Genomic DNA, 26,235 nt, shown 5'->3' with positions numbered 1-26,235 from the left:
CGAGGAGGGGGGCGGCGCATGGAGGTCCCTCATCTAAGCAGCTATGTGCGCGACCTGTCACGTCTCGGCACCTAAGTCTGCTTTGCGATAAAGCGCCAGGTTGCTGCTGGTGAGCACGATTTGCGGGGTGGGACGCGAACCCTGAAGGAGCTTCCCGCCGGTGCGCCCGCTCGCCGTGAAACCCGAGGTCCATGCCGGGATCCACGTGGACGGTCGCCTCGATGGAGCCGGCTGCATGAGATAACGTATGTTTACGTAAACATCCCCCTCAGACGATCTCCCTGTGATGACAGGCAGGAGTGGTAGTGACAGCTGATCACGGGCCTCGCTGGCTTCGCTGGCCCTCGGAAACCTCGCGCGGACGGCTGGCCTTCGGCGCGGACTACAACCCGGAACAGTGGCCCCAGGAGGTATGGGAAGAGGACGTCCGGGCGATGCGTCGCGCCGGAGTCAACATCGTCTCGCTGGCGATCTTCTCGTGGGCGCGGCTCCAGCCGAGTGCCGACCAGTGGAACTTCGACTGGCTGGACCAGGTGATGGACCTGCTCCACGCGAACGGCATCGCCGTGGACCTGGCGACCGCGACCGCGTCCCCGCCGCCGTGGCTCACCACCGCGCATCCGGAAATCCTTCCCGTCGACCACGACGGCCGCACGCTGTGGCCGGGCGCCCGCCAGCACTGGCGCCCCACGTCGCCGATCTTCCGGGAGCACGCCCTGCGCCTGGTCCGGGCCATGGCGGAGCGGTACGGAAGCCATCCGTCCCTGGCCGCGTGGCACATCTCCAACGAGCTCGGATGCCACAACGTCTACGACTTCTCCGACGACGCCGCCGCGGCCTTCCGAGTCTGGCTGCGCGACAGGTACGGCACGGTGGAGGAGCTGAACCGGGCGTGGGCGACGGCGTTCTGGTCCCAGGCGTACGGCGACTGGCAGGAGATCCTGCCGCCGCGCCTGGCCTCGTCCGGGTCCTATCCCAACCCGACCCAGCAGCTCGACTTCAAGCGGTTCTCCTCCGACGCCCTCAAGGACTACCTGAGGGCGGAACGCGACGTGCTGACCGAGCTGGCCCCCGAGATCCCGGTCACCACCAACTTCATGGTCATGGGCGAGATCAAGGGCATGGACTTCGCCGACTGGGCCCGTGAGGTCGACTTCGTCTCCAACGACCACTACATGCTGACCGGCCCGCAGGCGCGGGACGAGCTGTCGTTCTCGGCCAATCTGACCGGCTGGCTCGCGGGCGGTCAGCCCTGGTTCCTGATGGAGCACTCCACCAGCGCGGTGAACTGGCAGCCGGTCAACCTGGCCAAGAAGCCCGGCGACATGGCCCGCGACTCACTGACCCACGTGGCGTACGGGGCGGACGCCGTGTGCTTCTTCCAGTGGCGGCAGTCGGCGGGAGGAGCCGAGAAGTACCACTCGGCGATGATCCCCCACGCCGGTACCGACAGCGAGGTCTTCCGCTCGGTCGTGGACCTCGGCGCGACCCTGGAGGTGCTGGCGCCGATCGCGGGGACGCGCCGCCGCCGCGCCGCCGCCGCGATCGTGTTCGACTGGGACTCCTGGTGGGCCAGTGAGCTGGACTCCCATCCCACGTCGCTGCTGCGGTACCGGCAGGAGGCGCTGGACTGGTATTCGGCATTCGCGGCGGCGGGAGTGCGGGTCGACGTGATCGGCTCCGCAGAGTCGTTCGATCATTACGATCTGCTCGTCGCGCCGATCCTGCACGTCGTTCCGGGTGCGCTGGCCGATCGGCTGAGCGAGTACGTCGACGGCGGCGGTCATCTCGTCACCACCTATTTCTCGGGCATCGTGGACGAGGACGACCACGTGTGGCTCGGCGGCTACCCCGGCGCACTGCGCGAGCTGCTCGGCATCAGGATCGAGGAGTTCGGGCCGCTGCTGGACGGTGACCGGGTGGACCTCGACCTCGGCGTCTCCGGCACGCTGTGGAGCGATCGGATCGACGTCACCGGGACGGACGTCAAGATCGTCGCCAGCTACACGTCCGGCGACCACGCGGGCCGGCCCGCCATCACCACGCGCATCGCCGGAACCGGCTCGGCGTCGTACGTCTCGACCAGGCTGGGGCCCGAGGGCCTTGGCCCGGTGCTGGGGCAGTTCCTGGCGACCAGCGGGGTGAGTTCCGAACTTCCCGCCGCCGTCGCCGGAGCGGTGGAGCTGGCGGTCCGCGCCGGTGACGACGCCGACTACTGGTTCCTCATCAACCGCACCGACGAGAGCGTCGCCGTGGGCGAGGTGGCGGGCGAGGTCATCCAGGCGCCGTGTCTGGCCGCGGACCTCACCCTGGCACCGCGCCAGATCTGCGTCCTGCGCCGTCCGCACCGGGGCTGACGAGCATGCGAAGGGCCGGTCGCGGATTCCGCGACCGGCCCGGTGGGTCCTGCCGCCGATCAGGCGGGCGGCAGGACCGGGATGCCGTGAGGGTTACTGGACGCTGAAACCCTGTTCCTGGCCGTACTTGATGGAGGCGTCCTGCCATGCCTTCAGGCCGTCCTGCAGCGTGGCCTCGCCGGTGTACGCCTTGCCGACGGTGTCGTTGAAGATGCTGTTGGCGTAGACCTGGAAAGGCAGGTACTTCCAGCCGGGGACGACCTGGCTCGCCGACTCGGCGAGGACCTGGTTGACCTGCTGGTCACCGAAGTACGGGAACTTCTTGTCCTTGAAGTCCGCGGAGTTGAGGTGCGCCGTGGTGGCGGGGAACGCGCCGGCGTCCAGGCGGGTCTGCACTCCCTCGTCGACGCCGGCGTACTTGATGAAGGCGTAGGCGAGCGCCTTGTTGGTGCTGGCCTCCATGACGGACAGCGCGCTGCCGCCGTTCTCGGCGGTGGCCTTGCCGCCCGCCTCCCACTGCGGCATGGGGGCGACCCGCCACTTGCCCTTTCCGGCCTTGACGCCGCTCTCGAGGTTGGCGGGCATCCAGGCGCCGATCACGAGCGTGGCGATGGTGCCGTCACCCAGCCCCTTGAACCAGGCGTCGCTCCAGCCGGGGGTCGGCGCGAGGAGCTTCTCGCTGACGAGCTGCTGCCAGGCCGCGGTGACCTTCTGCGCGCCCGCGTCGGCGAAGTTGATGCCGACCTTGGTCCCGTCGACCTGGTAGGGCTTGCCGCCGGCCTGCCAGATCAAGCTGGTGGTGAAGCCGGCGTCGCCGGTGTCGCTGGTGATGTACGCCTTGGGGTCGGCGGCGTGCAGCTTCTTGGCCGCGGCGATGTACTCCTCCCAGGTCTTCGGCACCTCGATCTTGTGCTTGTCGAAGACCTCCTTGTTGTAGAAGAGGGCCATCGGGCCGGAGTCCATGGGGATGCCGTAGACCCCGCCACCGGTCTGGACGGAGCCCCACGGGCCGGGGGTGAAGGTGCCGTCGAGCTTGTCCGCGCCGAAGGCCTTCAGGTCGGCGAGCGACTTGCCGAGCGCGAACTGCGGCAGCGCGAAGTACTCGATGTGGGCGACGTCGGGGATGCCCGACCCGGCCTTGATCGCGTTCTGCAGAGCGGTGTACTGGTCGTTGCCTGTGCCGGCGTTGACCAGGTTGACCTTCACCTTCGGGTACTTGGTCTGGAAGTCGGTGACCACCTGCTTCAGTGTGGGCTCCCACGCCCAGACCGTGATGGTGCCACCGGCGTTCAGCGCGGCTTCGAGGTCGACGGCGGACGCGCTCGGGGCGGGGGCGGCGCTGGTGCCGCCGTCGCCGCCGCCGGAGCCACAGGCGGTGGCCAGCAGCGATACCGACAGTGCGGCGCCCAGCAGGAGAGCGTGGCGGCGGGTTGTCGTCATGGATGTCCCTTTCATGGGTGTACCTGCGGACGGTCGGGCGGGGCGCCGGTCATTGCTTGACGCTTCCGGCGGCCAGTCCCGACTGCCAGTACCGCTGGAGCAGCAGGAACGCGGCGATCAGCGGGACGATGGTGAGTACTGAACCGGTGATCACGAGATTGAAGATCGCCTCGCCGCCGGCGGTGGCCGCCTGAGCGTTCCAGCTCTTGAGCCCGACCGTGAGCGGATACCAGTCGGGGTCCTTCAGCATGATCAGCGGCAGGAAGTAGTTGTTCCACGTCGCGACGACGGTGAACAGCAGGACCGTGACGATTCCGGGTGCCAGCAGCGGCAGGCTGATGCGGAAGAACGTCTGGAACTCCCGCGCCCCGTCCACGCGCGCCGATTCGAGGATCTCGTCGGGGACGGCGTCGGCGGCGTACGTCCACATGAGATAGAGGCCGAACGGCGAGATCAGCGACGGAATGATGATCGCCCACGGGGTGTTGGTCAGGCCCAGGTCGGAGAACATCAGGAACGTCGGGACGGCCAGCGCGGTGCCGGGCACCGCGACCGCGCCGATGACGACCGCGAAGACCGCCTTCTTGCCGGGGAAGTCGAATTTCGCCAGCCCGTACCCGCCGACCGTGGCCAGCAGCGTGGCGCCGCCCGCGCCGACGACCACGTAGAGCACGGTGTTGAGCAGCCAGCGGGTGAAGATGCCGTCGCCGTAGGTGAAGGTGCCGGCGATGTTGTCGAACAGCGCGAAATCGCCGTCGAACCACAGGCCGAACGAGCCGAACAGCCCCTCCTGCGTCTTGGTCGCGTTGATCAGCAGCCAGGCCAGTGGGAGCAGCGTGTAGACCAGCATGATCGCGGTCAGGACGGTCAGCGTGACGCTGCGCCGGTTCCGGCGCGCGTGACGCCGGTGGCGGTGCCGGATCACCAGCGGGCCGGCGGAGCGGGTCTCGCGGGCGGTCGCGGGGGTGGCGGCGGTCATGGTCAGGCCCCCTTCCGCATACCGCGGAGCTGGACGACGTAGGCGATGATCATCGTGATCACGCCCATGACGATGGCGACGGTCGCCGAGTAGTTGAACTGCTGGCCGGAGAAGGACAGCGAGTACGCGTAGTAGTTCGGCGTGTAGTTGGTCGTGATCGCGTTCGGCGCGAGGTTCTTGAGGATGGCGGGCTCGTTGAAGAGCTGGAAGGTGCCGATGATCGAGAAGATCGTCGCGATCAGCAGCGCACCGCGCAGGGCGGGGAGTTTGATCGCCCACACGATCCGGAACTGGCCGGCGCCGTCCATCTCCGCCGCCTCGTACAGCGAGGGATTGACCACACGCAGGGCCGAGTACAGGATCAGCATGTTGTAGCCGACGAACTCCCAGGTCACGATGTTGCCGATGGAGGCGAGGATCAGGTCGGCCGACAGCGGGTCCGGCAGCGACACCCCGAGCAGTTCGTTCAGGTTGCGGATGAGGCCGAACTGGGTCCCGTACATGAAGCCCCACATCAGCGTCGCGACCACTGCGGGCACGGCATAGGGCAGGAACACCGAGATGCGGAAGAAACTCGACCCGTACAACCGCCCGCTGTCGATCGCGAGCGCCACCAGGAGCGCCAGGAACAACATGATCGGGACCTGCACGACCAGGAAGAGCGCCACCCGGCCGAAGGAGTCCCAGAACTGCGGGTCACTCAGCGCCTTGAGGTAGTTGTCGGCGCCGACGAAGGCGGTACCGCCGATCAACTGGGTGCGGAACAGGCTCAAGTAGATCGAGTACACGATCGGCGCCAGGAAGACGAGTGCGAACACCGCCATGAACGGGGCGACGAACCGCCAGCCCACCCACGATCGCCGCCTCCGGGGCGCCGCCCTCCGGCCGCCCTGCACTGCTGCGACCACCGGTTCACTCCTCCCTGCCGGGATACCCGACCTAGCGTGGGGTGTTTACGTAAACATAGACTGTGTGACGACCGCCCGGCAAAGCTGACCCTGGGTTGTCGGAGAAGATCTCACGGTTATGTTTACGTAAACTTCCGTGCGGTATCGTGGCACCGGCCACACGGGTCGTCAAGGTTTCCCGGACGTAAAAGGCCAGTTCGAAGGTCACAATTCGAGCGGCGGCGAAAGGGTGGACAAGGTGGAAGCAATGAGCCGGGGCGGTCGGGAGCCGGGCACGATGCCCAGCGGCGGCGCGCAGCGCGGCGGGTCGAGCATCCCGGGCGGGCGCCGCAAGCAGCGCGTCTCCATGGCCGACGTCGCCAAGCTGGCCGGTGTCTCGTCGCAGACCGTGTCGCGGGTCTCGAACGGCCACCCGAGCGTGGTCGACTCGACCCGCGAGCAGGTGCTCGCGGCCATGCGCGAGCTGGGCTACCGGCCCAACAGCGCCGCCCGCGCGTTGCGGTACGGCCAGTTCAACACCATCGGCGTCATCCTGTTCAACCTGTCCTCGACCGGCAACAGCCGTACGGTGGAGGCGATCGCCACCCACGCGGCCGCCGAAGGGTACGCCATCACGCTGATCCCCATCGACGTGCCGACCCAGGACAACGTCCTGGGCGCCTTCACCCGGCTGGGCGAGCTGGCCGTCGACGCGGTCATCGTCATCATCGAGGTCCACCTGCTCGACACGGGCACCGTGACCCTGCCCCCGGGCGTGCACACCGTCGTCGTGGACTCCGACGCGGGTGACCGCTACAGCGTCGTCGACACCAACCAGGCCGACGGTGCGCGCCAGGCCGTCCACCATCTGCTCGACCTGGGACATCACACCGTGTGGCACGTGACCGGGCCGCGCACGTCCTACGCCGGCCAGAGCCGCGCCCGAGCCTGGCGCACCACGCTCGAAGCGGCCGGCCGGCCGGTCCCGGAGCCCCTGCACGGCGACTGGTCGGCCGATTCCGGCTACACCGCCGGTCTGGCGCTCGCCGACGAGCCCGGCTGCACGGCGGTGTTCGCCTCCAACGACCAGATGGCCCTCGGGCTGCTGCGCGCCTTCCACGAACGCGGCCGCGTGGTCCCGGACGAGATCAGCGTGGTGGGCTTCGACGACATCCCCGAAACCGCCTGCTACATCCCGCCCCTGACCACCGTCCACCAGGATTTCGCCGAGGTGGGCAGGAGATGCGTGCAGCGCGCCCTCCTCCAGATCCGCGAAGGCCAGGCCGCGCCGCCGGGCACCGACCTCGTCCCGACCCGGCTGGTCGTCCGCGGCAGCACGGCCCGCGCCCGGGAAGTGACGATCTAGTCGCCCGGCAGGGCCGGGGCGAGGATGAACCTCGTCGTCGCCCACGCGACGTACAGCAGGGGCGAGCACAGGAGCAGGAGGCCGATCACCGGCTTGACCAGGATGACGGCCACGGCCAGCCCGAGCACGACGAGAGTCGCGGCGGCCAGATACCAGCGCCGGGCCACGAGGTAGAGGCAGGGACGGACGAGGGCGCGCAGCCGTGAGGCCGCGCCGGGCGACTCCGCGAGCAGCACGATGACGGCGAAGGTCACGGCGACCACCAGGGCCGCCGCGGTGGCGAAGAACGGCGTGAGCGCGGGCCCCCAGGCGGTGCGCGAGACCACCACGGCGTCCACGGCCAGCATGCTCACGGCCGCCGCGCCGGCCGCCCAGACGGCTGTCGCGCGGGCGGCGGTCCGGCGGTAGCCATGCCAGAACGTCCGGAACACCACCGTCGATCCCTCGTCCAGCGCGGCGAAGCAGCGGAAGGCGCCGCCCAGCGCGGGCGCGCACAGGGACGACAGCACCACGAAGAACGGCCACGACGCGAACGGGTCCCGGACGATCGCGAGCGCCGCCAGCAGCGGCGAGCAGGCGACGGCGAGCAGCACGTTCGTCATGAGGCCGACGTAGACGGTGTCGAAGATCTTCTCGTACGTGGTCTGGCCGGCCGGCCGCAGCAGGCTGCGCAGCCCCGCGCCGTTCCCGTGCGCGCTCATCCCTTCAGCCCGCTCGTCGCGATGCCGCGGATGAAGAACCGCTGCCCGAACAGGAAGACGACCAGGATCGGCAGCACCGACAGCACCGCGCCGGTCATGATCATGGCGTATTCGGCGTCGTACACGCCGTCGAACGACCGCAGACCCAGCTGCACGGTCCACAGCCGGTTGCTCGTCAGGTAGATGAACGGCCCCATGTAGTCGTTCCACGTGTTCACGAAGGTGAGCAGGGCCAGGCTGGCGAGCGCCGGCTTGGACAGCGGCAGCATGATCCGCCAGTAGATGCCGTACTCGCTCAGCCCGTCGATCCGCGCCGCCTCGCACAGATCGTCCGGGATCGACATGTAGTACTGGCGCATGAGGAACACGCCGAACGCCCCGAACGCCTGCAGCAGGATGATCGACCAGAACGTGTTGGTCAGCTCCGCCCGCTGCATCATGATGTACTGCGGCACCATGTACGCCTGCCAGGGCACGGCGATGGTGCCGATGTAGGCGAGGAAGAGCGCGTCCCGCCCGGGAAAGCGCACCTTGGAGAACCCGTACGCCGCGAAACTCCCGGTGAGCACCTGCAGCAGCGTGATCGTGACGGACAGGAACGCCGAGTTCCCCAGGTACGTCAGCATCGGGATGCGATCCCAGATCTCCACGAAGTTCGACCAGCGGAACTCCCGCGGGATCCACTCGATGGGGATGGTGAAGACCTCGTTGTCCTGCTTCAGCGAGGACGACAACATCCACGCGAACGGCACCAGCACCAGCACCGCCACGGCGACGAGCGAGACGTACGCCAAAGTCATGCGGATGAGACGCCGGCCGCGGCGGTCCTGACCGCCGGGCGCCGCCGGCGGGCGCGGCCGGGCGGCGGCCGGGGGAGCCTCGTGCACCGTGGTCATCGGGCGCTCCTCCGTTCGTTGATACGGAACTGGACGACGGTCACGACGAGGACGATGAGGAAGAGCACCAGGGCGATCGCCGACGAGTAGCCGAACTTCCCTTCGGTGATGCCCTCCCGGTACACGAGCTGGGCCAGCACCAGCGTGCTGCGGCCCGGGCCGCCTTCGGTCATGACCAGGATGAGGTCCAGGACCTTGAAGCTCTGGATGGTCAGCATGACGACGACGAAGAACGTCGTGGGCCGCAGGCACGGCAGCGTGACGCTCCAGAAGCGCTGCCAGGCGTTCGCTCCGTCCACCCGGGCGGCCTCGTAGTACTCCTGCGGGATCGTCTGCAGGCCGGCCAGATAGAGCACCATGTAGTACCCCATGTCCCGCCACACGCTGGTGACGATCACGGCCGGCATCGCCCAGTCCGGACTGGCCACCCACTTGGGCGGATCCGCGATGCCGAGCGCTTCGAGGAACTGGTTGATCGGACCCGCCGTCGGGTTGAACAGCATGTTCCACACGACCGCGACGGCGACCAGCGAGGTGATGTACGGGAAGAACGCCGCGGTGCGGAAGAACTGCACGCCGCGGATCTTCCGGTTCAGCGCCATCGCCAGGCCGAGCGCGACGACCAGCGTCAGCGGGATGTGGCCGACCGCGTAGTAGAGCGTGTTGCGCAGCGCGACGTGGAAGTTCTGGTCATCGAGCAACTGCTGGAAGTTGTCCAGCCCCACCCACTCCGGCGTGCTGTAGGAGTCCCACTCCAGGAACGCCAGCGCGAACGCGGCGAACATCGGAATGAGCGTGAACAGCGCGAAGCCGATGAAGTTCGGGAGGATGAAGCTCCATCCGACGAGGATGTTGCGCCAGGCCCGCCGGCGACCGGCGGCGGCGGTCGGCGGCGGCTGCGTTATTACCTGAGCCATGGTCGTCCTTCGAGGTCGTTCGGGGAGACGCGGCGGGCCCGGATGCCTCCGGGCCCGCCGCCGGTCCTTAGTTGAGGACTTCGCCCTTGACGCGCTCGTTCATTTCCTTGATGCCGTCGGCGGCCGTCTTGTCGCCGACCATGATGAGCTGGTGCTCTTCGTTGAGGATCGTGTCGATGTCGGAGGTCTTGTCGCTGACCGGCATCTCCAGCACGACCTTGTCCGGCTCGAACGCCTTCTTGGACACCTCGTCGGTCGGCATGCCCTTGATGGAGAAGTAGGCCGAGGTGATCTCGGGGCTCTGCAGCGCCGGCACCACGCCCACCTTGGTGATCGCCTCGGCGCCGGCCTTGCTCGCGGCGAACTGCACGAACTTCTTGGCCGCGTCGGCGTGCTCGGCGCGTTTGTTGACGGCGAAGGCGGTCGGCGAGCCGAAGGTCGTCACGCCCGAGCCGCCCGGGCGCTGCGGCATCGGGGCCAGCCCCCACTCGGCGTCGGTCTTGCCGTTCGCCTTCGCCTCCAGGATGCCGGAGATGTACCAGGTGCCCATGGGCAGCATGGCGGTCGCGCCGGTCTCGAACATCGTCCGGTAGTCGGACTTCTGCGAGGTCGCGGTGCCGAAGTCGAGGGTGGCGCCGGCCTTCTGCAGGCCGAGGGCCACGTTGTACTGGTCGGTAAAGAAGGAGTAGTCACCGCTGAGCTGGTCGCCGCCGGTCTGCGCCGCCGAGACGGCCTGCACCACGGAGCGCCAGGTGTGGTGGTAGGTGCCGTAGGCCTTCTTGCCGTCCACGGTCTTCGTGAGCTGCTGCGCGAGCTTCGCGTACTCGTCCCAGGTCATGTTCTGGGGGTACTTCACGCCTGCGTCGTCGAAGAGCTTCTTGTTGTAGTAGAGGAGCCAGAAGTCCTGCCGGTACGGCATCGCGTAGTACTTGCCGCTCACGTCGAAGGCGTCCAGGCCCGCGAGCTTCGAGGTGTCGCCCGACTTGACCAGGTCGGTGAGCTCGAGAAGCTGCCCCCGGCTGGAGTAGCGCGCGTAGTCGGTGACGTTCTTCATCGTGATCACGTCGGAGGTGTCGCCGCCGGCGAGCATGGTCGTGATCTTCTCGGGATAGTCGTCGGCGAGGATGTCCACCGGCTCGATCTTGATGCCGGGGTTCGCCTGCTCGAAGGCGGTGAACAGGGCCTTGAACTCGGGGGTCTTGGCCATGTTCCACACCGTGACGCTCAGGGTGACGTTCCCGCCACCGCCGGCCTCCGGCTCGCCTCCGGAACCGCAGGCGGTCACGGCGAGCGAGAGCGCGGCCACGGCTCCCAGGCTCTTCACAAGGTGGCGTCGCACGTGGGCCCTTCCAGAGGTGTTCGAAGCGATCATTGATCCGGTCTCCTTTCCATCGAGCCGGTCTCAGGGCTCAGGCGCTAACCACGAACTCGTCGGCGGTCACGGCCGCGTGGGGCGGCTGACCGGACAGGTAGCGTTCGAGCTCGTCGAGCGCGCTCTCACTCATGCGCCGGGTCTCCGATCCGAGAGAGCCGGCGATGTGGGGGGTGATCATGACATTGGGCAGGTCGTACAGCAGTGAGTCGGCCGGCAGCGGCTCCGGGTCGGTGACGTCGAGCATCGCGTCGATCCGTCCCGCGGCACACTCGCGCTCCAGGGCGGCGGTGTCCAGGACGGCGCCGCGCGCGGTGTTGATGACGGTCGCCCCGTCACGCAACAGGGCCAGTTCCGCGGCCCCGATGAGGTGACGGGTGGACGGCAGCGCCGGGACGTGCAGGGTGAGCACGTCACAGCGCGGCAGCAGTTCGGGCAGCGGGACGAGACGGCCGCCGGCCGCCGCCACCTCGGCCGGGTCCGCGTAGGGATCGGCGACCAGGATGTCGACCTCCAGCGTGCGCAGCCGTTCGACGACCCGGCGCCCCGTGCGGGAGAAGCCGACGACGCCGATCGTGCGCCCGCGGTTGGACAGCTCTCCACGGCGGGTCGAGTACGACCAGTCGTCGCGGTGCTTGCGCGCGTCCTGGGCGAGGAACGGCGCCTTCTTGCCGGCGAAGACGATCGCGGCGAGCGTGAACTCGGCCACCGGGATCGCGTTCTCGTCGGCGGCGTTGGTCACCAGGATCCCGCGCCGCCACACCTCGTCGGTGACGAACGTGCGCACCGTCCCCGCACAGTGGAAGATCGCACGCAGCCGCGGCGCGTCGGCGAGCCGCTCGGCCGTCAGCTCCGGGCAGCCCCACGAGGTCACGAGCACCTCGACCTCGCGCAGGCGGCGCCGTACGCGGGCCGTGTCGAGGTCGTGGGTCACGATCGGGTCGGTGAGCTCGACGAGACCGTGCAACCGGCGTAGCTGCGGCTCCTGGAACTGCACGCTGAACTTCGCGGGGTCCATGACCAGCAGGGCCTGTGGCCGTGCGTCCTTCACTCGAGTCCTTTCGGGCGGCAAGCGCTTACCAATGCCGCAGAGCATGTCCGATCGTTTCAATCAGGTCAATACCTTGTTAATCAGAACGATCACGTTATCTGATCGATATTGATCGAATGAGCGGCAAATCCCGGCCTGGCGCCTTGACGTGGCACGAAGCGTTCGCGTTACATCATCACGTCCGATCACTTTTCACACACAGGAGCACCCATGCGCATGCTGCGGGAGTTCGACGACCTGCGGCTCTCGCCCTACACCGGCTGGACCCGGAACCACTGGGCGGCGCTCGCCGATCACCTCCTGCTGTCGGCCCGGCGCTACGCCTCGGACTCGCACGCGCGCATCTCGTTCCCCGGCCCGCCGGGCGGATACGGGGCCGACGTCGACGCGCTGGAGGGCTTCGCGCGCACGTTCCTGGCCGCCGGATTCCGGGTGGCCGGAGAGGGCGGGCGTGACCCGCTGGGCCTGATGGAGTGGTACGCGCAGGGGCTCGCCACCGGCACCGATCCGCATTCGCCCGAGCGCTGGGTACGCCTCGACGAGCACGGCCAGGCCAAGGTCGAGGCCGCGTCCATCGCCCTGGTGCTCCACCTGACCAGGCCGTGGTTGTGGGACCGGCTCGATCCCGTCGTGCGGGAGCAGGTCGTGGACTATCTCGCGCCCGCGATCGGCTCGGACTACCCTCCGATCAACTGGGTCTGGTTCCAGATCGTGGTCGAGCAGTTCCTCGCCTCCGTGGGCGGCCCCTTCGAGCGCAAGGACATCGAGGAAGGACTCGCGCTCTCCGACGGCTTCGCGCGGGAGGGCGGCTGGTATGCCGACGGCGCCGAACGCGCCTACGATCACTACGCCGGATGGGCGCTGCAGTTCTACCCGCTGATGTGGTCCGAGATGGCCGCGGGCGACCCGGCGGCCGACTCGCGGCGGCCGGTTTACCTCCAGCGGCTCGAGCGCTACCTGCACGACGCCGTCCACCTCGTCGGCGCCGACGGATCCCCGCTCATCCAGGGGCGCAGCCTCACCTACCGGTTCGCCGCCGCCACGCAATTCTGGGCCGGCGCCCGCGCGGGCGTCGCGACCCCCGCGCCCGGCCTCCTGCGCCGGGCCGCCTCCGGCATCGCCCGCCACTTCACCGACCGCGGAGCGCCCGGCGACGACGGGGTCCTGACGCTCGGCTGGCACGGGGCCTGGCCGCCGATCGCCCAGTCGTACTCCGGGCCGGGCTCGCCGTACTGGGCCGCCAAGGGCCTCTTCGGGCTCACCCTGCCCGCCGACCACCCGGTGTGGACGGCCGTCGAGGAACCGCTGCCTGTCGAGTCCGGCGACTTCCAGCTCGCCGTGGCCGCGCCCGGCTGGCTGGTCAGCGGCACTCGCGCCGACGGCGTCGTACGCGTGGTCAACCACGGCACCGATCATTCACGCCCCGGGACGCACCTCACCGACTCGCCCCTGTACGCGCGGCTCGGATACTCGACCGCCACCTCGCCCCTGCTCGCCGGCGAGCATGCCGCCGATCCGCTGGACCAGTCGGTCGTGATCCTCGACGAGAACGAGCGGCCCAGCCACCGGACGGGTTTCGAGACGCTCCGCGTCGATCGTCTCCCCACCGGCACGCTGCTCGGCGCGTCCCGCTGGCAGGCCCACTGGGTCTCCCCCGAGGGCGACCAGCGTGACCACGGCTCCGGACAGTCGGGAACGGTCCGCCTCGGGCCGTGGATCGACGTGATCTCCGCCGTACGCGGTCCCTGGGAGGTGCGCCTGGTACGGCTGTCGGCCCCGGCCGGGGAGCGGCCCGGCCCGCTGCGGGCCGGCGGATGGCCGCTCCCCCAGGGTCACGCCGGCTGCTCGCGCGTCATCCCGGGAGCCGGGTTCGACCTGTCCGGCACGACCACGGCCGAGGACTCCACGCCGCTCGCCCCGGGCACGCTCGTCCCGTGGTGCGCCACCAGCGCGCCGGCCCTGCCGGACACGTGGTACGACGCGGCGGTGTACCTCGGCGGGCAGGAGCCGGGCGACCCGCCGGTCCTGTCCTGGGACGGCCCGGCGCTCGCCCGTCTGACCTGGCCGGACGGAACGGCCGACGTCCTGTCCCCCTCAGCGGCGGCTCGATGACGACGCCGAGGAGGAGCGCACGATCAGGCGCGGCTCGATGACGACGCGGTGGGCCGGCCGTTCCGGATCCCGGTCCGCCATGCGGGCCGCGAGCAGCCCGAACGCCGCCCGCCCGATGGCCGCCTTGGGCGGCCGGACAGCGGTCAGCGGCGGGTCGCACAGCTCGGCCACCTCGTCGTCGTAGGTCACCACGGCGAGATCGGCGGGCACCCGGATGCCGCGTTCCTGGGAGCGAGAGACCAGGCTGATCGCCTCCGGGTCGGAGTGGACGAGCAGCGCCGTCGTCCCGGAGACGACGCACTGGTCGATCACGCCGTCGAGCACCTTCGGCCACTCGGGATCCCGCTGGTCGACCGTGTCGGCGTCCGGTGTGCCGTCGAGCAGGAGGCCCAGTTCCTCGCACGCCTGCCGCCAGCCGCGCCGCACGTGCGGGGCCGTCGGGCTCTGGAAGGTGGTGATCAGGCCGATGCGCCGGTGGCCGAGCGCGGCCAGGTGGCGTACGGCCATGGCCGCCCCGAACGCGTGGTCGCTGACCACGGACTCCATCGTCTCGTGATACGGGCCGACGGTCGCGGTGCGCTCGATGAGGACCACCGGCACGCCCGCGCCCTGCAGCCATCGCACCAGTTCCTCCCCCTCGTCACCGGCGGTGGTCGGCGCCACCAGCAGGCCGTCCACGCCCACCGCCTCGACCAGCCGGGCGAGCTGGCGGCGCTCGTCGGCGGCCCGGTAGGTGGCGCCGCGCAGCACGATGCGGGCTCCGGAGGCCGCCGCGGCCTCGCGGACCCCGCGGATCACGTCGGGCCAGTAGTAGCTCACCGACGGCACCACCATCCCGACCGTGACCTGCCCCTCGGCGGCCGCCGTCGGTTCCGGCGCCGGACGCGGCGGCGGGGACTCGTCACGGCCGTCGCCCGCGAGCGTGTCGGCCACCGCTCCGCCGTGCAGGACGGCCCCGCCGCGGACGCGGCGGACGAGCCCCTGGGAAGAGAGCAGCGCGATGTCGCGGCGGATGGTGATGGCGGAGACGTCCAGCTCAGTCGCGAGCTCGTTGACGCGTACGACGCCGCGCCTGCGCAGCAGCTCGACCACCTGGGCGCGGCGCTCGTCCGGCAACGGCCCCGGCGAGTCTGACACTGTCATTCCTGCACCCCCACCTGGATGTCGAAGGCGCCGCGCGCCGTGCCGGGCAACTGCAACTCCAGCCGGGTCAAGTGATCGCCCCACACGTCCGAGAGCATGGGGTCCTCCAGCGTACGGACGGTGAGCGCGGCCGTCACGCGCTCCGGGTCCCAGGTGACGAGCGCGGCCCGCCCGCCGTCGGCCGGCCGGACGACGACCTGCCCGGCGGACGGCCGCTCGACCTGCCCGGCCAGCAGGAAGTGCAGGACGCTGGGGTCGCCGTCACCGGCGAGGCTCCACACGTCCTCGATCGTGACCCGCGATTCGCGCCGGTCCAGCCGGGCCGTCCGCCACCATCGCGCCGGCTCCGGCAGCGGGTAGGCGGCGGCCAGGTCCAGCCGTACCTCGAAGAGATCGGGTTTGTCCACCACCTCGACGTCACGAGCCCGGAACCGGCCGCCCTGCCCCTGCTCCGCGCCCCGGATCACGGGGACGTTGTGCCAGCCGCTCCGCATCGTCCAGATCGCGTAACGGTCCGGCCCGAACGTCTGCGCCGTGTACGTCGGCCGGCCGGCGTCGACGAGCACGGGCACGCCGTCCACGGCGACGACGACGGAGCCGACGTCGTTGTGGTTGTGGTGCTCGTCGTTGTGCCCGCCCTTGATCGCCAGCGTGAGCCCGCGTGCCGTCCCACCGGCCGGACGCGCGACGCCGACCTGCGTGCCGGGCAGCCAGACCGTGGGGACCAGCGGCGGCTCGCCCCCTCCGGCTCCCAGCCATTCGGCGTCGGTGAGCTCCCGCAACGCCCGCCCGAGCTCGGCCGCGGCCGGAACCGCGGCCCCGCGCCGGGACACCGCGTGCCGGACCCCGTCGTGCTCGCCGAGCCGGCGCGCCCAGCGGTACGGCACGTGCCACGGCTGATCGGCCGGGGGCCGGGCCCGCGCGTCGGCCAGGTTGAGATACCACGGCCCGCCCAGGTGCATGCGGTGCGGGAACCGGACCGTCTCGCGCACGACCGGGATCCCGGTCGCGTCGAGCGCCCCCGAGGTGGCGTGTTCCAGGACGTCGAGCGCCTCGAGCGCGCGGCACGCCCCGTTCCACCAGTATTCGTAGCCTTCGTCGACGGAGCCGTCGTCCGGCAGCGCCGCGAGGTAGCGATCGATCCCCGCCACGGACAGGGCGACCTGGCGCGCCCGGTCCTCTCCCGGCTCGGCCAGGCGCAGCGCGGCGACGAGCACGTTGCCGCAGATCCACGGGCACCAGTTGTGCACATCGCCGTCGAGCCCCAGCCAATGCCAGTCCTGCCGCAGGACGAACGGATCCAGCACCCGCCCGCGCACCTCCGCGCGCACCCGTTCCCGTATCCCGGGAAACCGCGCGTCCAGCTCCGCTCCGAGAACGTGATCGGCCCAGGCCAGCTGGGCGGCGACGTCGGCGGCGCCGAGATCGAGGCACGGCGCGGCCATGTCGGGCAGCACCGTCCCGCGCGGACGGCACGACTCCTCGTGCGCCGGCCAGCACCACGAGCTCTGCTCGCACAGCTGGACGATGCCGTCGGCCGCCTCGTCCAGCCAGCCGCTCTCGCGGCTCGCCACCGCCATGAGCACCGCCCGGGTCAGCCGGTCCTGGCGCTCGAACACGTTGCTCTCGTACACCGTCCGGTTCCCGTCGCGGAAGAACCGCGCGTACTGCGACGCCAGCGGTTGCGGCCAGGGCGTGCCCACCTCGGCCTCGGCCCGCTCGCGGACGCTGACGAGGGTCCCGGCCGGGATCCGGTCCCAGACCGCCGCCCCGGCGGCGGGCACCGGCAGCGCCGCGTCCGGCGGCAGCAAGGTGCGGGCCAGGCCGTCCGGCGAAGCCGCGGCCTTCCAGGCGGCGAGCAGCGGGCCGGGTGCTGTCTCCGTCCGGCGGGCTGATGAGCCGGTTGCGGTGTTCGTCATTGTCCTCCTCGCCGACAGCTCATACTACCGATCGAAAATGATCGAAGTTGAATCAACGAGGGCTCTCTTGGGAAAACTGATCGTACGGCGGACCGGTGCAGCACGAGCTGCGTGTGCCCGGCGCCGCGTACCCGGCACCGTGCGCGTCGGCCGTCACTTGGAGGCCGGCTCTTCGTCCTCCTGCTGCGCCTTCTGGACGGCGCGGAGGAGCCCCCGCAGCTCGTCGAGGGCGGCGTCGGTGTTCTCGGCGCCGCCCAGGGTGAGCTGGCGCAGGACGAGACCGTCCAGGGCGGAGAAGACCAGTTGCGTCAGCGCGGGTGTGGCGCCCTTGGGGAGCATGCGGGTCAGCTCGCGTTCCGTCGCGCCGAAGTACTCGGCGTACAGCTGCTGGATGTGCGGCCGCAGCTCCGGCCTGCGCCGGGCTTCCAGGAGCAGTTCATACTGGAACGCCTGGATGTCGGGATCCGCCTCCACCATGGCGGACAGCCCGATCATCATGCCCTCGCTCTCCTCCCCGAGGGCTTCGAAGGTGCTGCCGATGGACTCACGCACGCTGTGCGCCAGAGCCTCCGCGATCAGCGCGTCCCGCGAGCCGAAATGGTGCACGACGAGACCGTGGGTCACCCCCGCCTCCTCGGCCACCGCACGGTAGGTGAGCTTGCGGAGCCCGCCGCGCGCCACGACGCGCACGGCGGCCCGGAGCAGCGCCTCGCGGCCGCCGCCGTACGAGATCCGCTCCCGGCGTCGTGAGGTGCTCTCGGGGGAATCCGTCATGCGGCGACCCTACAAGCCGGGGTCAGCCACGGCGGGGCGGGCGGATGCCGCGGAACTCCCAGTCGCCTCCGAGAGCCGTGGAGAGCACCTCCTCCGACTGGGTGGGCTGCGCCCCGACGTCGGTGCGGATCGCGGCCGGGCCGCTGACGACACGGTTGCGGAGCCGTCCCAGGGCCTCAACCTCGACCTCCACCAGGTCACCCGGCCGGACGGGGCGGGAGTTGGCCGGCGTGCCGGACAGCAGGACGTCGCCGGGGTAGAGGGTGATGGTCCTGGCGATGTCGGCGACGAGGTAATGCATGTCCCACGTCATCTCGTCGGTGGACCCGTCCTGCGCGATCTCGCCGTTGACGTACGTGCGCAGGTACTTGCCGTGGAAGTCCCAGTCGGTCACCAGGCCGGGGCCGAGCGGGCAGAGCGTGTCGGAGCCCTTGACCCGCAGCATGGAGCCCGCGTCGGTGTCGCGGAAGTCGTGCAGGCCGTAGTCGTTGGCCACGGTGTAACCCGCGATGTACTCCCCCGCCTCGTCCGGCGCGATGTTGCGACAGGTCTTGCCGATGACGATGGCGATCTCCCCTTCGTAGTTGAGCCACTTGCAACCCTCGGGGCGTACGACGTCACCCCCGTGGGAGTTGAGCGAGGAGGTCGGTTTGTGGAAGTACGTCGGCGTGGCGGGGAGCTTGATCTGGAACTCCTCCACCCGGCTGCGGTGATTGAGGTGCACCGCGATGATCTTCGAAGGGACGATCGGCGGCAGGTGGACGGCCTCGTCGATCGTGACGCGGCGGCCGTCGCCGGCGACGAGCTCGTCCCCCTCCCGCACGGTCTCCACGACGGCGCCGTTGAGAAGGATGCGGCGGTGTTCAGGCATGGGCGGGCTCCTGCGGGGTGCGGGGGGCGGTCCAGCCGCCCGCCGGGCGGTCGAACCAGAGGTGGACCTGGCCGGTGCCGATGGAGTTCTCGTACTCGCCGTACTGGCGGGCGGGCGCGGTGCACGCGGCCTCGCCGAGGGCTCCGGCCATCATGAGGTAGTGGTGGAAGCGGGCCTCGGGCTTGTATCTCCAGAACTCGGGCATGGTCTCCAGGACCCGGTCGTGGCGGCCCTGTTTGAACCACGCGATGCGCTCGTGGTCGGCGGCGCGCGCTTCCGGGGTGAAGATGTGGCGCGGGTCGCTGCTCTCGTGCTCGCGCAGCTCGCGCAGCGGCCAGAAGGTGTGCGACAGCGCGCCCGAAGCGATGACCAGCACCTTGCGGCCGGGCGTGGCCGCGATCCCGTCGGCGAGTGCGCGGCCCAGGCGCAGGTGGTCCTCCATGTCGCCGGTCTGGCACACCCCGATGGTGACCCAGCGCTTGTCCGGCAGCCCTTCGCCGAGATACTTCCACAGGTTGACGGTGGCGTAGTAGATCGGCAGGTACTCGTCGTCGATCGGGGTGATCCAGGTGCCGTGCTCGCCGGCGAAGGAGGCGACGTTGCGGGCGAGCTCGGGGTCGCCGGGGAAGTCGTACGGCATCCGGCACATCCCGCGCGGCAGCTCCTCCGAGGTGAACAGGCCCGCGCGGCGCTGCTGGGCGGTGACCACGAACTCCACGGTGGTGGCCCAGTGCGAGTCCAGCACCACGACGGTGTCGTGGTCCAGGGTCTCGAAGACCTCCCTGCGCAGCTCCCGCAGGCCGGTGACGAGGGTGATCTCCTTGCCGTCGTTCAGCTCCCTGCGCTCCTCCTCCGGGAGCACGATGGTGGGGACGTGGGCCAGCAGACCTGCCCCGACGATCTCACCCATGGTCGGTCCATCCCTTCGGCGCGGTCACGGTGTTCTTGACGTCGCAGTAGAAGTCGAAGCTCCAGGTGCCGCCCTCGCGGCCGACCCCGGATTCGCGGGAACCGCCGAACGGCGCGCGCAGGTCGCGGACGAAGAAACAGTTCACCCAGACCGTACCGGCCACCAGCCGGGCGGTGACGCGCTCGGCGCGCTCCCGGTCGCCGGTGGCGAGGGTGGCGGCCAGGCCGAAGCGGGTGCCGTTGGCGAGCCGGACCGCCTCCTCCTCCGTGTCGAAGGTCTGCAGCGTCAGAACCGGGCCGAAGACCTCCTCCTGGACGATCTCGCTGTCCTGCGCGACGTCGGTGAGCAGCGTGGGCCGGTAGTACAGGCCGCCGAGGTCGGTGTTGGGCCCGCCGCCGACGACCGCGCGGGCGCCGGCCTCCAGCGCGCGGCGGACGAAGCCGTCGATCTTCTCGACCTGCCGGGCGTGGATGTTGGGGCCGAGGTCCGTGGCCTCCTCACGAGGATCCCCCTGCCGCAGCCGCGACGCCTTGGCCGCGAACCGGCGGGTGAACTCCTCCGCGATCGAGGACTCGACGAGGAGGCGGGTGGCGGCCAGGCACACCTGGCCGGCGTTGTCGTACTGCTCCACGGCCAGGTCCACGGCGAGGCCGAGGTCGGCGTCGGCGAAGACCAGCAGCGGCGACTTGCCGCCCAGCTCGAAGCCGGCCGGCACGAGGTTGGCGGCGGCGGCCTGGGCGATGCGCTGGGCGGTGGGCACCGAGCCGGTGAAGCTGATCCGGCGCACGCCCGGGTGCGCGACCAGCGCGTTGCCCGCCTCGGCCCCGTAGCCCTGCACGACGTTGAGCACGCCGGGCGGCAGCCCGGCCTCCGCGGCGATGTCGGCGAGCAGGGAGGCCGTGAGCGGGGACCATTCGGCGGGCTTGAGGATCACCGAATTCCCGGCGGCCAGCGCCGGGGCGGCCTTCCAGGTGGCCAGCATCAGCGGCGCGTTCCACGGCGTGATCAGCACGCATGGGCCGGCCGGGTCCCAGGAGACGTGGTTGGTGTGGCCGCGGGTGTCGAAATCGTCGTGCGCCAAGCCGTCCAGCCAGTCGGCGAAGAAGCGGAAGTTGTGCGCCACGCGCGGCATCACGCCGCGCCGGTGCGAGCGCAGCAGCGCGCCGTTGTCGGTGGTCTCGACGATGGCCAGCTCTTCCAGCCGCTTGCCGACGCCGTCGGCGATGGCGCGCAGCAGGCGGGCGCGCTCGGCGGGCGGCGTGGCCGCCCAGCCGGGGAAGGCGGCCCGGGCGGCGGCGACGGCGGCGTCCGCCTCGGCCTGGCCGCCGCGGGCGATCTCGGCGAGGACGCGGCCGTCGATGGGCGACTCGTCGGTGAACGTGGCGGCCGAGGCGACGCGCTCGCCGCCGATCCAGTGCCGGGTGTCCACGGCGACTCCGGCGACGGTCGCGGTGTGCTGGGTCATGACTCGTCCTTCGCAGATGATTCGAGCAGGGTGCCGCCGTCCCAGACGACGCCGACCCGGCGGTAGTAGGCGCCGATGGGCTCGTGGATCTCCAGCCGCGCCAGCTCCTCCGTGGGGGCCTCGAACAGCTCCAGGTCGGCCTCGCCGCGCCAGGGCACGCCGCCGTCGAACGAGGCCGCGCCGGACTCGATCAGCTCGTCCAGCGCCCAGCCCTTGCCCTTCTCGATCGAGGGCATCAGGCGGTGGTGCGCCATCGGGTGGCCGTTGACGAAGCCGTTGGTCTCCGCCGGTCCGGTCAGCGTCACCACGGCCTGGGCGAGCCTGCGGTCGGCGGCGGCGAGCGTGGCGCCGAAGCGGGCGCCCGCCTCGATGCGGGGAGCCGGGCCGTACGGGTGGGGCCGGGTCAGGTGGATGGAGCCGAGCTTCTTCGGATACCCCTGGTGGATGCCGCGGGCGATGGCGAAATCCTTGTCCACCCAGATGTAGACGCAGCGCGAGTACGTACGCCCCCGATAGGAGCAGCGCACGACCGCGAACGCCTCCTTGTACTGGGCGCGTACCGGGTCGAGAAGTTCCTCGCGGGACGCCGCGCACGACTGCCAGTCCGCCCAGATCAGGGCGACGGCGCCGGGATCCTCCTCGGCCGGCTCCAGCGGCGCCGGCAGCAGCTCGCGCACCCGTGCCGGGTCGGTGCGGTACTCGATGGTGAGCAGGTCCCCCGAGTACAGCCACGGCGGCGCGGGGATGAGCGAGGAGTCTCCGGTCGCGGTCCGGGGATACAGAAAGCCGCGGGGCTGGGTCATGTGGCGCGTTCCTTAGGCGGTGAGGGCCGGCTGCCGGAGCAGCTCGGCGCGGTGACGGGCGGCTTTGGCGACGACGGAGGCCCCGCCCAGGCCGACGATCCCGACCAGGCGGCCGGCGGCGTGATAGCCGACGACCACGTCTTCCGCGAGGTCGCCTTCCAGGACGCGCGCGTCGTCCAGGCCCAGCGCGGGGGCGCCGAAGGACTGCAGGCGGAAGTCGTGCTGGTCGCTCCAGAAAGTGGGCAGCGGCGCGAACGGCTCCGGATCCGGCTCCTGGCCGGCGAGGTGGGCGGCGAGCGTCCGCGCGGCGCGCTTGGCGGTGTCGCCCGGGATGGACCAGTGTTCGACCCGCCGGGGCACGCCGTCGTAGCGGGCGTTCGGGAAACGCGCGACATCGCCGACCGCCACGACGTGCGGCCGGCCGCCGGCGCGCAGGAGCCCGTCGGTGCGCACGCCGTCGGTGAGGTCCAGGCCGTTGCCCTCCAGCCACTCGGTGTTGGCGATCGAGCCGACCGCCTCGACCACCACGTCGGCCGGGAGCACCCGCCCGTCCTCGAGCACCACGCCCGTGACCCGGTCCTCGCCCTGGAAGGCGGTCACGCCCGTACCGAGGGCGAAACGCACGCCGCGCTCCTGGTGCCTGCGGTACAGCGCGCGGGCCAGCAGCTCGCCGAGCGGGCGCAGCATGGGCAGCGGCTCGGGATCGGCCACGGTCACCTCGGCGGCGCCGAGCGCGACGGCGGTGGCCGCGACCTCGCAGCCGATGAACCCGGCCCCGACCACGACGACCCGCGCACCGGGCCGGGCCAGCTCCGCGCGCAGGCCACGCGCGTCGTCGAGGGTGCGGACCGTGTGACGGCCCCGCGCGGGGCCGGGACAGCGCAGCCGCCGGGGGCGCATGCCGGTGGCCACCACCAGGCCGTCGGCGGTCAGTTCGGCGCCGGTGCCGAGCCGGACCACGTGCTCGTCCAGCCGCGCGGCGGTCACCGTCGTGCCGAGCCGCCACTCCACGTCCGCGCAGCTCGCCCGGAGCCGGAACGCCAGAGACTCGAAGGACTCCTTGCCCGCGAGCACCTCCTTGGACAGCGGCGGCCGGTTGTAGGGCATGTGGGGCTCGGCGCCGACCACGGTGATCGTCCCGGCGTAGCCCGCGGCCCGCAGTTGCTCGGCGGCACGCAACCCTCCCATGGAGGCCCCGGCCACCACGACGCGGGCCACCATGCTCACGCCTCGATCCTGATGGCCTGCAGCGGGCAGACGTCGGCGGCGTCCTCGACGTCCGCGCGCAGCGCCTCGCCGGGTTCGGCGACGTACGCCAGCTTCCCGGCGTCGTCCAAGCGGAAGACGTCGGGGGCGGCGAAGACGCACTGGCCGTGGTCCTGGCATCTGGTCATGTCGACGACGACCCTCATGGCCGGCCCTCCTGAACATCGCTCGCCAACTCGTTTGGCTCCAAACAACATAGAAAGCCAAGGAGGGGCTGGTCAATACCTATCCAAATGGATAAATATGTGCCTCACCCCACTTGCGGGGCGTGATGCCCCTCCATATCGTTTGGAATCAAACGAGCGTCTTCGGGTGCTCGGCCCCCTACGCCGCCCGGAGGAGACCGGTGAGCGCTCACGACACCACGCACACACAGGAGCAGACGGCCCGCCTCGCCGCCCAGGGCGTGGACGTGGTCCGCGTGACGTATCCCGATCTCATCGGCGTCGACCGGGCCAGGGACGTCCTGCTCGACCACCTCGCCGGAGCCTGCGAGCACGGGCTCGCCTTCTGCCGCGCCGTCTATCACACCTCACCCCAGGGCGACGTCGTGCCGGTGGCGGGCGGGCTGGACGCGGGGCTCCCCGACGTCGTCGTACGACCCGACCTCAGCACGCTGGCCCCGCTCCCCTGGGAGCCCGGGGTCGCCTGGTGCCTGGGCGACGTGACCGACCCGGTGACCGGTGCACCCGTGCCCGAATCACCCCGCGACCTGCTCCGCGCCGTGCTCGCCCGGTGCGCCGAACAGGGGCTGAGCCCCGTCGCCGGGCCCGAGCTGGAGTACTTCCTGTGCGAGCGCGACGCCGCCGCTCCCGGCGGGTGGCGGCGGTACGCCGAGGCCCCCGGCAACGTCTACTCCGCCGGCCGCCGCGGCGACCCCGACGGCCACCTCCTGCGCACGCTGCGCCACCTGCGCGATCTCGGCCTGGGCGTGAGCATGGGCAACCACGAGTTCAGCAGCGGCCAGTTCGAGATCAACCTCGTGCACGCGAGCGCGCTCGACGCCGCCGACCGGACCTTCCTGTTCAAGGCGGCGATCAAGGAGCTGGCCCGTACGGAGGACCGGCTGGCCACGTTCATGGCCAAGCCGTTCAACGACGAAGGCGGCTCCGGCTTCCACCTGCACCTGTCCTGCGTCTCCGGCGGCGCGAACGTCTTCGACGACCCGTCGGCGCCGTACGGGCTGTCGGCCACGGCCCGCCACGCCATCGCCGGCGTCCTCGCCCACGCTCCCGCGCTCGCCGCGCTGGCCAACCCCACCGTCAACTCCTACAAGCGCTTCGGCCCCGACACCCTGGCGCCCTGGCTCATCGACTGGGGGCTGGACAACCGCAGCGCCATGGTCAGGATCCCGCCCGAGCGCGGCGCCGGCGCCCGTTTCGAGCTGCGTCTCGGCGACGCGAGCGCGAATCCGTACCTGCTGATCGCCGGGACGATCGCCGCGGCGCTGCTCGGAGTGCGGGCCGGGCAGGAGCCGCCCGCGCCGCTGGAGGGGTACGGCTACGACACCACCAGGGCCGCCGTCCTGCCGATGACGCTGGCGGACGCGCTGGACGCCCTCGAAGCCGACGCCGAGCTGACCGAGCTGCTCGGCAAGGACTTCGCCGCCTCCTACCTCTCCTACAAGCGCAACGAGATCGAACGCTTCCACCGGCACGTCACCGACTGGGAGTTCACCGAGTACGCCTACCACCTGTGACCAGGAGGAGCACGATGATCCCCGAACCCCTCCCGCTGGACGAGGTGGACCTCGCCGACCCCGGCAACTTCACCGACGGCGTCACGCCGTGGCGCATGTTCCACACCCTGCGCCAGGAGGATCCCGTCCACTGGCAACCCGAGCCCGCGCCCAACGCGGGGTTCTGGGCGCTCACCCGGCACGAGGACATCGTCCGCGTCGACCGCGACGCCGAGACCTTCACCTCCGCCAAGTTCGTCAACCTGGAGGAGGTCGACGACGACCAGATCCGGCGGCGCGCCTCCATCCTGGAGCTGGACGGCGTACGGCACCGCGCCCTGCGTGGCCTGCTCCAGCGCCAGTTCGGCGCCGCCGTCATCGGCCGGTACGCAGACTTCCTGCGCGGCCTGACCGCCACCACCCTCGACGCGGCCCTGGCCAAGGGCTCCTTCGACTTCGTCGCCGAGGTCGCGGCCGACTTCCCCATCAACGTGCTCGCCCGGCTCCTCGACGTGCCGGAAGGCGACACCCGGCAGCTCATCGACTGGGGCAACCGCATCATCGGCAACACCGACCCCGACTACGCCGACGTGCTGTTCGACAGCGAGGAGAGCGAGAAGTACCGGCATTTGCCCTTCCGCTCCCCCGCCTCCCTGGAGGTCTTCGAGTACGGCCGTGAACTGGCCCGGCAGCGGCGCGGCGGCACCGGCGCCGACCTGGTCTCCAGGCTCGTCAACGAGACCCCCCGCGACGGCGTGCCCCTGTCGGACCAGGACTTCGACAACTACTTCCTGCTGCTCGTCGTGGCCGGCAACGAGACCACCCGGCACGCCATCACGCACTCCATGCTCGCGCTGATCCAGCACCCCGACCAGCTCGACCTGCTGCGCCGCGACCCGTCACTGATCCCCGGCGCGGTCGAGGAGTTCCTGCGCTGGGCCTCGCCGGTCTACCACTTCCGCCGTACGGCGACCCGTGACGTCGAGCTCGGCGGCAAGCAGATCAAGGAGGGCGACAAGGTCGTCATGTGGTACGCCTCCGGCAACCGCGACGAGAAGGTCTTCGGGAACCCGTACGACTTCGACGTCACGAGAACGGACAACGACCACGTGACCTTCGGCAAGGGCAGCCCGCACCTGTGCCTGGGCAACCTGCTGGCCCGTACCGAGATCCGCATCATGTTCGAGGAGCTGATCCCGCGCATCGCCGGCGTCCGCCTCATCGGAGAGGTGCCGCGGGTGCGCTCCAACTTCGTCAACGGCATCAAGAAGCTGCCCGTGGAGATCACGCGCGCCTAGCGCCGATGCTCAGTGTGCTCGTGGGCGCAG

22 protein-coding genes are annotated in these 26,235 nt (G+C 70.6%); 5 read left to right on the top strand and 17 right to left on the bottom strand.

What is annotated here, in order from left to right; translation table 11 throughout:
• Positions 1 to 305: 305 nt before the first annotated feature.
• Positions 306 to 2,357, top strand: a complete 2,052-nt coding sequence (locus ACIBX3_RS24550; protein ID WP_397120672.1) for a beta-galactosidase — start codon at positions 306 to 308, stop codon at positions 2,355 to 2,357.
• Positions 2,358 to 2,450: 93 nt separating this feature from the next.
• Here ACIBX3_RS24550 and ACIBX3_RS24545 read toward each other — a convergent pair whose 3' ends face one another.
• The 3 genes from ACIBX3_RS24545 to ACIBX3_RS24535 are packed head-to-tail and all read right to left on the bottom strand — an operon-like array spanning position 2,451 to position 5,684.
• The gene (locus tag ACIBX3_RS24545; RefSeq protein WP_397120670.1) at positions 2,451 to 3,797 is read right to left on the bottom strand and encodes an ABC transporter substrate-binding protein; all 1,347 of its coding nucleotides are present in this window, start codon (positions 3,795 to 3,797) and stop codon (positions 2,451 to 2,453) included.
• Between the two features lie 49 nt (positions 3,798 to 3,846).
• Positions 3,847 to 4,776, bottom strand: a complete 930-nt coding sequence (locus ACIBX3_RS24540) for a carbohydrate ABC transporter permease (RefSeq protein ID WP_397120668.1) — start codon at positions 4,774 to 4,776, stop codon at positions 3,847 to 3,849.
• A 2-nt stretch (positions 4,777 to 4,778) separates the two neighbouring features.
• On the bottom strand, positions 4,779 to 5,684 hold the full coding sequence (locus ACIBX3_RS24535; RefSeq protein WP_397120666.1) for a carbohydrate ABC transporter permease: 906 nt from the start codon (positions 5,682 to 5,684) through the stop codon (positions 4,779 to 4,781).
• 247 nt (positions 5,685 to 5,931) lie between these two features.
• Between ACIBX3_RS24535 and ACIBX3_RS24530 the strand changes: the two genes are divergently transcribed.
• Complete coding sequence (locus ACIBX3_RS24530) at positions 5,932 to 7,029, top strand: LacI family DNA-binding transcriptional regulator (RefSeq protein ID WP_397120664.1); 1,098 nt, start codon at positions 5,932 to 5,934, stop codon at positions 7,027 to 7,029.
• Here the strand turns inward: ACIBX3_RS24530 and ACIBX3_RS24525 are convergent.
• The 5 genes from ACIBX3_RS24525 to ACIBX3_RS24505 all read right to left on the bottom strand — a co-directional run bounded on the left by ACIBX3_RS24525 (position 7,026) and on the right by ACIBX3_RS24505 (position 11,966).
• Positions 7,026 to 7,730 carry a hypothetical protein gene (locus ACIBX3_RS24525; protein ID WP_397120662.1) on the bottom strand — a complete coding sequence of 235 codons (705 nt, stop codon included), beginning with the start codon at positions 7,728 to 7,730 and terminating at the stop codon, positions 7,026 to 7,028. The genes ACIBX3_RS24530 and ACIBX3_RS24525 overlap by 4 nt on opposite strands.
• The gene (locus ACIBX3_RS24520; protein WP_397120660.1) at positions 7,727 to 8,626 is read right to left on the bottom strand and encodes a carbohydrate ABC transporter permease; all 900 of its coding nucleotides are present in this window, start codon (positions 8,624 to 8,626) and stop codon (positions 7,727 to 7,729) included. Before ACIBX3_RS24520 ends, ACIBX3_RS24525 begins: the two co-directional genes overlap by 4 nt.
• On the bottom strand, positions 8,623 to 9,543 hold the full coding sequence (locus ACIBX3_RS24515; protein ID WP_397120658.1) for a carbohydrate ABC transporter permease: 921 nt from the start codon (positions 9,541 to 9,543) through the stop codon (positions 8,623 to 8,625). The genes ACIBX3_RS24520 and ACIBX3_RS24515 overlap by 4 nt, the downstream gene beginning before the upstream one ends.
• A gap of 67 nt (positions 9,544 to 9,610) precedes the next feature.
• Positions 9,611 to 10,882 (bottom strand): ABC transporter substrate-binding protein, encoded by a 1,272-nt coding sequence (locus ACIBX3_RS24510; protein ID WP_397120656.1) that lies wholly within the window; start codon positions 10,880 to 10,882, stop codon positions 9,611 to 9,613.
• Positions 10,883 to 10,952: 70 nt separating this feature from the next.
• Positions 10,953 to 11,966, bottom strand: coding sequence for a hydroxyacid dehydrogenase (locus ACIBX3_RS24505; RefSeq protein WP_397120654.1), 1,014 nt, complete (start codon positions 11,964 to 11,966; stop codon positions 10,953 to 10,955).
• 210 nt (positions 11,967 to 12,176) lie between these two features.
• Here ACIBX3_RS24505 and ACIBX3_RS24500 point away from each other — a divergent pair, with 210 nt between their 5' ends.
• A complete protein-coding gene (locus ACIBX3_RS24500; RefSeq protein WP_397120652.1) occupies positions 12,177 to 14,078 on the top strand; it encodes a DUF2264 domain-containing protein in 1,902 nt (633 codons plus the stop codon).
• Here ACIBX3_RS24500 and ACIBX3_RS24495 read toward each other — a convergent pair.
• The 9 genes from ACIBX3_RS24495 to ACIBX3_RS24455 all read right to left on the bottom strand — a co-directional run bounded on the left by ACIBX3_RS24495 (position 14,061) and on the right by ACIBX3_RS24455 (position 23,375).
• Entirely contained in the window at positions 14,061 to 15,221 is a 1,161-nt protein-coding gene (locus tag ACIBX3_RS24495) for a substrate-binding domain-containing protein (protein WP_397120650.1), read from the bottom strand. The two genes, ACIBX3_RS24500 and ACIBX3_RS24495, sit on opposite strands and share 18 nt — an antisense overlap.
• Positions 15,218 to 17,140, bottom strand: a complete 1,923-nt coding sequence (locus ACIBX3_RS24490; protein WP_397120648.1) for a heparinase II/III family protein — start codon at positions 17,138 to 17,140, stop codon at positions 15,218 to 15,220. Before ACIBX3_RS24490 ends, ACIBX3_RS24495 begins: the two co-directional genes overlap by 4 nt.
• 153 nt (positions 17,141 to 17,293) lie before the next feature.
• The gene (locus ACIBX3_RS24485) at positions 17,294 to 17,914 is read right to left on the bottom strand and encodes a TetR/AcrR family transcriptional regulator (protein WP_397120646.1); all 621 of its coding nucleotides are present in this window, start codon (positions 17,912 to 17,914) and stop codon (positions 17,294 to 17,296) included.
• A gap of 22 nt (positions 17,915 to 17,936) precedes the next feature.
• Positions 17,937 to 18,785 carry a fumarylacetoacetate hydrolase family protein gene (locus ACIBX3_RS24480; protein WP_397120644.1) on the bottom strand — a complete coding sequence of 283 codons (849 nt, stop codon included), beginning with the start codon at positions 18,783 to 18,785 and terminating at the stop codon, positions 17,937 to 17,939.
• On the bottom strand, positions 18,778 to 19,695 hold the full coding sequence (locus ACIBX3_RS24475; RefSeq protein WP_397120642.1) for a 3,4-dihydroxyphenylacetate 2,3-dioxygenase: 918 nt from the start codon (positions 19,693 to 19,695) through the stop codon (positions 18,778 to 18,780). The genes ACIBX3_RS24480 and ACIBX3_RS24475 overlap by 8 nt, the downstream gene beginning before the upstream one ends.
• On the bottom strand, positions 19,688 to 21,160 hold the full coding sequence (locus tag ACIBX3_RS24470; RefSeq protein WP_397120640.1) for an aldehyde dehydrogenase: 1,473 nt from the start codon (positions 21,158 to 21,160) through the stop codon (positions 19,688 to 19,690). Before ACIBX3_RS24470 ends, ACIBX3_RS24475 begins: the two co-directional genes overlap by 8 nt.
• Positions 21,157 to 21,963: an acetoacetate decarboxylase family protein gene (locus ACIBX3_RS24465; RefSeq protein ID WP_397120638.1), complete on the bottom strand. Its 807-nt coding sequence runs from the start codon at positions 21,961 to 21,963 to the stop codon at positions 21,157 to 21,159. Before ACIBX3_RS24465 ends, ACIBX3_RS24470 begins: the two co-directional genes overlap by 4 nt.
• A 12-nt stretch (positions 21,964 to 21,975) precedes the next feature.
• Positions 21,976 to 23,184: an NAD(P)/FAD-dependent oxidoreductase gene (locus ACIBX3_RS24460; RefSeq protein ID WP_397121030.1), complete on the bottom strand. Its 1,209-nt coding sequence runs from the start codon at positions 23,182 to 23,184 to the stop codon at positions 21,976 to 21,978.
• A gap of 2 nt (positions 23,185 to 23,186) precedes the next feature.
• Positions 23,187 to 23,375, bottom strand: a complete 189-nt coding sequence (locus tag ACIBX3_RS24455) for a ferredoxin (RefSeq protein ID WP_397120636.1) — start codon at positions 23,373 to 23,375, stop codon at positions 23,187 to 23,189.
• Positions 23,376 to 23,575: 200 nt separating this feature from the next.
• On the opposite strand from ACIBX3_RS24455, the gene ACIBX3_RS24450 reads away from it, so the two are divergent.
• Complete coding sequence (locus tag ACIBX3_RS24450) at positions 23,576 to 24,928, top strand: glutamine synthetase family protein (protein ID WP_397120634.1); 1,353 nt, start codon at positions 23,576 to 23,578, stop codon at positions 24,926 to 24,928.
• 14 nt (positions 24,929 to 24,942) lie between these two features.
• Complete coding sequence (locus ACIBX3_RS24445; protein ID WP_397120632.1) at positions 24,943 to 26,205, top strand: cytochrome P450; 1,263 nt, start codon at positions 24,943 to 24,945, stop codon at positions 26,203 to 26,205.
• The last annotated feature ends 30 nt before the right edge of the window (positions 26,206 to 26,235 follow it).

This window comes from Nonomuraea sp. NPDC049480 (assembly GCF_044465905.1).
Taxonomy (GTDB): Bacteria; Actinomycetota; Actinomycetes; order Streptosporangiales; family Streptosporangiaceae; genus Nonomuraea.
The sequence above is the reverse complement of the archived record's forward strand: the minus strand, read 5'-3'. Positions and strand labels throughout refer to the sequence as shown.